At 73.3% G+C, this 8,353-nt stretch carries 4 protein-coding genes; 2 read left to right on the forward strand and 2 right to left on the reverse strand.

Features of this window, described 5'->3' with window-relative positions; translation table 11 throughout:
- Window positions 1-234: 234 nt before the first annotated feature.
- The gene (locus tag ACIRQY_RS03415) at window positions 235-3,546 is read right to left on the reverse strand and encodes an AfsR/SARP family transcriptional regulator (RefSeq protein WP_403922122.1); all 3,312 of its coding nucleotides are present in this window, start codon (window positions 3,544-3,546) and stop codon (window positions 235-237) included.
- A gap of 203 nt (window positions 3,547-3,749) precedes the next feature.
- Between ACIRQY_RS03415 and ACIRQY_RS03420 the strand changes: the two genes are divergently transcribed.
- Complete coding sequence (locus tag ACIRQY_RS03420; RefSeq protein ID WP_403922124.1) at window positions 3,750-4,130, forward strand: nuclear transport factor 2 family protein; 381 nt, start codon at window positions 3,750-3,752, stop codon at window positions 4,128-4,130.
- A 551-nt stretch (window positions 4,131-4,681) separates the two neighbouring features.
- On the opposite strand, the gene ACIRQY_RS03425 is transcribed toward ACIRQY_RS03420, so the two are convergent.
- The gene (locus tag ACIRQY_RS03425; protein ID WP_403922126.1) at window positions 4,682-6,046 is read right to left on the reverse strand and encodes a hypothetical protein; all 1,365 of its coding nucleotides are present in this window, start codon (window positions 6,044-6,046) and stop codon (window positions 4,682-4,684) included.
- Between the two features lie 733 nt (window positions 6,047-6,779).
- On the opposite strand from ACIRQY_RS03425, the gene ACIRQY_RS03430 reads away from it, so the two are divergent.
- Entirely contained in the window at window positions 6,780-8,216 is a 1,437-nt protein-coding gene (locus ACIRQY_RS03430) for a chondroitinase-B domain-containing protein (protein WP_403922127.1), read from the forward strand.
- Window positions 8,217-8,353 lie beyond the last annotated feature (137 nt).

The raw sequence follows: 8,353 nt of genomic DNA on the forward strand, positions 1-8,353 counted from the left end.
ACGTGCCTCCCGAGACGGGAACGCCCCGGACCCGGCTCCCGGCACCCCGGACGGCGACAGCCGGAAGACGGCTCCCCTCCGGGGTACGGTTCCCCGCCCCTCTCCCACGCCCCCGCGCCTTCGACGCCCACGTCCCGCCCGCCCGCAGGCCCACCCGGCCGGGACGCCACTCGCCCCCGCTGCCCCGCGTGCGATTCCCCGCCCCGCACCACGGCCGGGTGGCCGCCGCCCGGCTCATCGGCCGAGCAGCAGCTCCGTCTCCCGCAGTTCGGGGGCCATGTTCCGGTCCCGGAACGTCTGGGCGGCGCTCTCCAGAAGGCTCCTCGACCGGTCCCGCTCGCCCGACCGGGCCAGCAGCCGGGCCAGGTCGAGCCGCACCAGCGCCGAACCCCCCTGGTCCATGATCTGCTCACGGACCGTCAGGGACCGGTCGTAGAAGCCCCGCGCGAGACCGTCGAGGCCCATGGCGGAGTGCGCCTGGCCCAGGTCCCGCAGCAGATGCCCCTCGCCGATCACATCGCCCCGGTCACGGCAGAGTTCGAGCACCTCGTTGAACGTCCGCACCGCCCGCTCGTGCTCGCCCCGCCCGTACTGCAGTTGCCCCACCCGGCGCAGCGTCCGTGCCTGCCCGCCCGTGTAGCCGACCGAACGGTAGATGCCCAGCGCCTCGTCCAACTGCGACTGGGCGGTGGTGTCCTGGTTCCGCCGCATCCAGATGTGCGCGCTGTGGGTGAGGACGTTCGCCCGCCCCACCGGGTCCTGCGCCCGGTCGAAGTCGGTGAGCGCCAGGGCGTACCGCTCCAGGGCCCGGTCGTCCGCCCCGCCGAGACGGTCGAGGAGCGCGAGGTCACGACGGCACAGGGCGCGCCCGTGCGCGTCGTCCAGCTCCACGAACATGTCCAGCGCCGTACCGAGCGTCCGCCGTGCCTCCTCGTGCTGGCTGCGGCTGAGCTGCAACGAGCCCAGCGAGCTCAACAGCGCCGCCGTACCACGGGTGTTGCCCGCGATCCGGACCGCCCCGAGCGCCTGGTGATGGGTCTGCTCCCACAGGTCGTGGTGACCGCGCACCTCGAAGAGGGTGACGAGCGTCGTCGTGAGGTCCCAGCACAGTTCGTCCATCTGCTCCCGGGCGGCGTGCTCCACCGCCTGGCACAGATTGGCCTGCTCGCTGTCCAGCCACTCCAGCGGATCGACGAGGAGTTCGTCCACGACCGTGGCGGGCGGCTGCCAGCGCGGCGCCCGCCCGTGCAGGACCGTGAAGTCCCCGCCGTAGATCCGCCGGTGCGCCTGCTCGGCCAGGGCCATCCAGCCGCCCATCATGCGGCCGAGCGCCGACGCCTGGGTGTGCGGCTCGTCATGGGCGGCGAGCTGCTCGCGCGCGAAGACCCGGATGATCTCGTGGAAGCGGTAGCGGATCCCGCCGGTGGACTCGACGCCCACCACATCCAGCATCTGCACGTCGACCAGCGGTTCGAGCAGGTCGGAGGGGAAGGGCCGGTCGTCGTCGAGGAGCGCGCCCGCCAGCCAGCCCGGCAGGGTCGGCCCCTGCGCCAGGCTCAGCATCCGCAGCAGCTGCCGGTCCGCCGCGCCCAGACCGTCGTGGGTGAGCGACAGACTGGCCCGCATGGTCATCTCGCCGTGGGTCAGCTCGTCCAGCCGGTGCCGCTCGTTGGCCAGCCGGTGGACCATCGAGGCCAGCGTCCAGTGCGGGCGGGCCGCCAGGCGGGCGGCCACGATCCGCAGCGCGAGCGGCAGCCCGCCCACGGTCCTGATGAGCGCCTCCGCCGCCACCGACTCCCGGGTCACCCGCTCGGGCCCGATGACCCGGACCAGGAGCTCCAGGGCGCGCTCGGTGTCGAGGACGTCCAGCTCGACGCGGTACGCGCCGGGCAGCCCGGTGATCCGCAGCCTGCTGGTCACCAGGACCGCGCAACTGCGGGTGCCCGGCAGCAGCGGCCGGACCTGGCTCTCCGAGGCGGCGTCGTCCAGGACCACGAGCACCCGCCGGTTGGCGAGCAGCGTCCGGTACATCTCGGCGCGCTCGTCCAGCGACTCGGGGATGACGGGCCCGGGGATGCCGAGGGCCCGCAGGAACCGGCCCAGGACCTCCGACGCGGTGGCCGGAGCGGCCGTGGTTCCGCGCAGGTCACAGTAGAGCTGACCATCGGGGAAACGATTCTCCCCGATGCGGTGCGCGATGTGCGTGGCGAGGGTCGACTTGCCGGTGCCGGGCTTGCCGACGATCACGGCCACCCCCACCGCCCGCCGCTGCCCGTCCCCGATGAGGGCGTGCTCGATCGCCGCCATCTGCTCCTCGTCACCGACGAAGTCGGCCGTGTCGGCCTGCAGCTGGCGGGGTATCTCCTCGCCCGCGCCGCCGGAACCGGCGACCGTGCGGGGGAGGACGGCCGTCGACGCCCCGACGACGGCCGTCCCCCCGGACGGTCCCGCACCCCGGCCCGGTCCCGTACGGCCCGGCCCGCCGACCGCGAGCGGCCCGCCCGGGGACGTACCGTCGAACGTCCCGGAGCCCGCCGCCGCGCCGGAGGAGGACCCCGGCCCGGGACCGGACCCCGGGCCCGGTCTCGCACGGCCGTCTCCCCAGCCGCCGACGGACCGGCCCGCACCGACCGCACCGCCGTCGTCCTCCCGGCCGCCTTCGCCGCCCGCGCCCCAGCCCGGCACGCGCTCGGCTCCGTGCCCCCCGCCGTGCGCCGCCCCTCGGGCACCGGGGCCGATCCGGTCCTCGGCGACGGCCCGCAGCGACGGATCGCCGGAGAGGATCGCCCCCTCCAGGGAACGCAGTTCCTCGCCGGGCTCCAGGCCCAGCTCCTCGACCAGGAGTTCCCGGCCGATCCGGTACGCCTCCAGCGCCTCGGCCTGCCGTCCCGACCGGTACAGGGCCAGCATCAGATGCCCGCGCAGACGCTCGCGCAGCGCGTGCTCACGGACCAGCAGCTGTATCTCACCGACCAGTTGGTGGTGGCGCCCGAGATCCAGCTCCAGCTGGATGCGGGTCTCCACGGCCGTCAGCCGTTCCTCGTCCAGCTGGAGCGCCTTGCTCCGCAGCGTGTCACAGGTGACCCCGTCGAGACCGGCACCCTGCCACAGGGCCTCGGCGGACCGGAGCCGTTCGACCGCCTCCGCCGGACTGCCGGACCTGAGCAGCGCGCGGGCCTCACCGACCTGCCGGGAGAAGCGGGCGACGTCCACGCTCTCGCCGTCGGTCATCAGGACGTACCCCGGCGGCCTGGTGGTGATGGCGGCGTCGAGCCCCGCTCCCGCGAACAGCTTCCGCAGCCGGGACACACAGATCTGCACCTGGGTGCGGGCGGTGTCCGGCGGTTCGTCGTCCCAGATCAGATCGACGAGATAGTCCGTGCTGACCACCCGGTTCGCCTCCAGCAGGAGCGCGGCGAGGATGACTTCCTGACGGCCGGGCGGCACCCGGACCTGCCCCTGTGGACCGGTGACCTGTAAGGGGCCCAGGATGCGGAAGGCCGGGCCTTCAGGAGCGGGGCGTACCCCGCTGACGGAGTCGGGCATACGTCTCCCGGGTCGGGGTCCGGCACTCGGAGAGGGATGATCGCAGAGGGTGCCGGGTCAGTCTCCTCGAACGGAACGGCATTTGTCCATGGCGTGGAGTTTTCGTGTGCGTCGCGAGGGTCCCGTCCGGTGATAGCCCAGCGATAGTTCCGGGTTGCACGGGCGGTGGAGAGTGTCCGCGAACGCACGAAAGGACACGGCCGGTGAGCAGCGACGAAGACAGTGGACGGGGCGGGGGGCACGTGGTGGGCGGGATGGTCACGGCGGCCGGAGTGGACCATGTACGGCTCTCCTACCTCTACCTCGACGACGGCGACGTGGACGGCTTCGGCTCGCTCCTCCACGAGGACGTGGAACTGCGCCGGCCCGACGCGCCCCCGGGGCACGGTCGCGCCGAGGTGCTCCGTATCCACCGCGAGGGTCTGGTCCCGCCCGCCCGGCACACACTGGACCGGATCGTGGCCGAGGGGGACAGCGTGGTGGTGATGGGCAGGGCCGGTGAGCTGCCCTTCGTCGATGTGTTCACCCTGTCGCCGGAGGCCATGCTGCGCGACTGTCGTCGCTACTACTATGTGGCGCCATGACACCCCTCACCTTCCCCCGGGGTGCTCCTGATCGACTCGGGCCATGTGCGCCGACGCTCCGATCCGCCTCCCGCTGTCCCTTCCCTGTGCCGTCGCCGGGGGCAGCGGGCCGACAGGAGGTCCGTCCGACGCCCCGGGAGCCTCCGAGGACGCGGGCGCTCCGGCCGGGGACGGCACGTCAGGGGGGCGGGTGCCTCGGGAGCGGCTGGTCCCGCGACCCGGCGAGTGCGCCCGGTCCGCCCCGGCCTCGCGCAACACCGTCGAGGCGGGAGCGGGTGACCCGACGAACGCCCTTACGCGCGCGCGTGGGCGACTCGATGCCGAGAGGGATGACCCGAAGATGGACACCCCCTTGCACGCGCGTAGTGGGCGACCTCCGGCGCCGCACCCGTGACGGTGATCCCCGAACTCGCCCTCGGCACCACCGGGAGGCGCGCCGCCGACCCCTGGAAGGCGGACACTCGACGCTGACGACGGACGGATGACACCTGAGGGCAGGCCGTCCCAGGTCGTCGGGGGCGGGAAGCCGCGTCCCCACCCCCGACGAGCTCTCAGGGGTGGGAGAACACCCCCACCATCCGGGTGCCCGGATTGCTGCTCAGCCCCACGATCGCGCCGCCGTCCACCCGGTTGACCCGTGCGTGCGCGCCCGCGTACCCGTCGTCCGTGAGGAAGGCGCCGATGACCGCGATCCAGTCCTCCACGGCTCCGGTCCCGGGGTCGTACACCGGTTCAGGACACGGCACCACACGCTCCTGCACCACATGACCGCCCCGCTCGGCGGCCACCCGCAGCGCCTCGGCCCACTCGGCGTCGGTGCGCTCCCAGCCGACATGGGTGCCGAAACCGCCGTACCCGCCGCCGGGCTTGAGGATCAGCCGCTCCCGCCGCTCCCGGCACAGGTCGAACAGTTCGCGCGAGGCCGCGGGGGAGCCCGTCCCGGACCCGCCCGGCGCGCTCAGCGTCCGGCTCCACGGCAGGACCCGGTCCACCAGGGCCCGCTCGGCCGCGTCGAAGGCACCGCTCCAGCGGGGGTCCGTGAGCAGGGCCAGCGCGCTCTTGTGCGCGTAGTAGCCGCTCTCCAGGGTGGTGAAGAGGATCGTCCGGCCCGATTCGTGGGCGCGGAAGAACGGCTCCGCCGCCGCCGGGCCCGCCGGGTCGTCGAGCAGCTGGCTCGCGGCGAAGTTCCGCAGCACCAGGTCGAGCGGGGTGCCGTCCAGGGTGAGCTTGCCGTCGGGCCGGGCCCGTACGTCACCGATCTCGCCGATCCGCAGGTCGAGCCCCTGCTCGGCCATCGCCTCCACCGTGGCCCGCATGATCCTTCCGTACGCGGCGACACCACCGCGCCCCTCGATCAGGCCGATCACCGGCTCCCCACCGCCCGAGACGGCGGGGCGCGCCCGGTCGCGCAGCACGGCGGCCGTGCGCGCCGCGATGTCGACGTGGTCGAGCCCGTGTTCGTCGGCGAAGGCGGCGAACTCGGGGACGCCGAGCATCCCCCGGTTGAACACGGCCATGTCGAGCCCCGCGGCCTCGCTGCCGATGTTGAACTCCAGGAGCTTGAACGACGTCCCGTCGTGGTAGGCGTCGGCGCGGCCCAGCTTCGCCGGGACGCCCGACCCGGCCCGGCGGAGCAGCGCGGCGGGCTCGGGCCCGATGCCGACCTCGGCCGCGTACCGGTCGAGATCGCCGTCGAACAGACGGGCCGGCAGTGACACCAGGAGGTCGAAGAGACCGTCCAGATCACGGGCGAAGGCCGCCGTCTGCGGGGCGCTCACGAACCAGGGCCGGGGCAGCAGATGGGTCCGCCAGGCCGCGTCGAAGGCCGGGGGGAGCGTGGCGCGGGCCACGGCGTCGGCCAGCCCGCTGTCCGGGCGCAGGCAGGTGTCCACGTAGATGCGGCTCAGCTTGCTCATGTACGTCGTTCGCCTCACTGGAGTGATCGGATACGTGTACGGAGGTCGAGCACCTTACCGGAGTCCGGGTCGGGTCCCACGGGACGCCCGCCCATCGCCGTCCCGGGACGCGCACCCACCCGCACCGCCCTCCCGGCACCAGGGTGGACGAGCGCGGAGAGGGAGACACGACGAGGAGGCCGGAACAGAACGGTCGGCCGGGGGCCCTCACTGCTCCGTCCATGGCCGAGGAGCATCCCCTCGACACGGACACCGGAGGACGTACGGGACACGGGAGCGGAAGCCCCGGGGAGCCGTTCCGGAGCAGCCCGTTCCGTACGAACACGCATGTGAACGGCCGAACCGTCCGCGCTCGCCCGATCGGCCGCGCCGGGACACCGCGTTAGTGGAACGTAAGTGAGACGTGAGTGGAGGGGAGCACACTGAGCCCCTGTGCCCGGCCCGGTGGCCGGTTCCCGCTGTTCGACCTGGTGTCTGGTTCCCGCCGTTCACCGGAGGCCCGTGGCCGTTCCTCCCCCAAGGAAGGACACGGAACGGACGGGGAACCAGGAGCCACCGGCGCCGGCAGCACCGGACGGACGGCCCCACGCCCCCGTCCACACCGACCGGATCCGGGGCGTGCCGTGGGGGCGCGCCCCGGATCCACCCCGTTCGACCCCGGACGCTCAGGGGCTCCCCGCCGGGGCCCCGCGCCCGGCAGCCATGCACCGCCCATCCCCCTCCAGGAGGCAGCATGAAGCGACGGACGTTCCTCAAGGGTTCCCTGCTCGGCGCGGCGGTCACCGCCGTCCCGCTCGACACGCTCCTGGCCGGTGGCGCGTCCGCCGCCGTGCCCGCCGATCCGGTCACCTCCCTCAGCGCCCTCCAGAGCGCCATCGACAGCGCGGTCGCCGGTGACCGGATCGTCGTGGCCGACGGCACGTACACCGTTCCCTCCGGCGGCTCCATCCGCGTCACCGGCCGCACCGGCACCAGCGGCGCGCCCATCACGATCGTCGCCCAGTCCCGGGGCGGTGTCGTCCTGCGCGGTGAGCGCAGCTTCGTCTTCGAGAACTCCCAGTACGTCACCGTCAGCGGCTTCGCCCTGCGCCAGAGCGGAACGCTCGCCATCCCCGTGGACAGCAAGGGCATCCGGCTCACCCGCAACGACTTCCAGTTCGCGGAGACCACCCCGGTCGACTGGCTGGTGGTGCGGGGCGACGACGCCAAGATCGACCGCAACCACTTCCACCACAAGAGCACCGAGGGCATCTTCGTCGTCGTCGACGGCCCCGGCTCGACGGCCATCGCCCAGCGCACCCAGATCATGCGCAACCACTTCTCCGACCACACGTTCACCGGTGCCAACGGCGGCGAACCGATCCGGCTCGGGGTGAGCAGCCGCGCCCTGTCCGACGCCGACGCGAAGGTGGAGTTCAACCTCTTCGAGCGGTGCGACGGCGACCCCGAGGCGATCTCGGTCAAGTCCTCCGGCAACACCGTCCGCCACAACACGATCCGTGACAGCAAGGGCGGCATCGTGCTCCGCCACGGCAACGGCACCACGGTCGACGGCAACCACCTGCTGGGGGGCGAGGAAGGCATCCGCGTCTACGGCAACGACCATCTGATCGTCAACAACTACCTCGCCGACCTGTCCGGCCGGGCCCTCGTGGTGGGCAGCGGCACCACCCGTGACCACGTCACGGGCGAGACCGTCGAGCAGCGGCGCGGCAACGACGCCGTTGACCGGGCGGTCATCGTGCACAACACCCTTCTCAACAACGTGAGTTCGCTCTCGGGCGAGAGCCGGACCCATGAACCCCGTGAGGTGACCGTCGCTGACAACCTGATCGTCGGCGACACCGGCAGCCTCGTCGCCATGGGGGCGACCACCGGCTTCACCTGGCAGAGCAACATCCTCTGGGGCGCCGCCGCGAACGGCAACATCCCCACCGCCGGGTTCACCCGGGTCGACCCGCGCCTGACCGCCTCCCCGGACGGCGTCCACCGTCTCGCCCCGAACAGCCCGGCGATCGGCGCCGCCACCCTGACCGGCACCGCCGTGCCCGAGGACATCGACGGCGACCAGCGGGGCACCGCACGGGACATCGGCGCCGACGAGTACTCCACGGCGACCCCGCTCCGCCGTCCCCTCACCCCGGCCGACGTCGGCCCCGACGCCACCTGATCCAGGGGCCGTCCGCCCGCCGGAGCGACCGGCGGGCGGACCGCCCCGTCCCGCCGTGGGATGGGCCGCCCGGGCCCGGGGCGGCCAGGGGAGTACCAGGAGGTGGGACAGCGGGACCACAAGACGATCCGGGCCCG

It is taken from the genome of Streptomyces sp. NPDC101490, assembly GCF_044767145.1.
Lineage (GTDB): Bacteria > Actinomycetota > Actinomycetes > Streptomycetales > Streptomycetaceae > Streptomyces.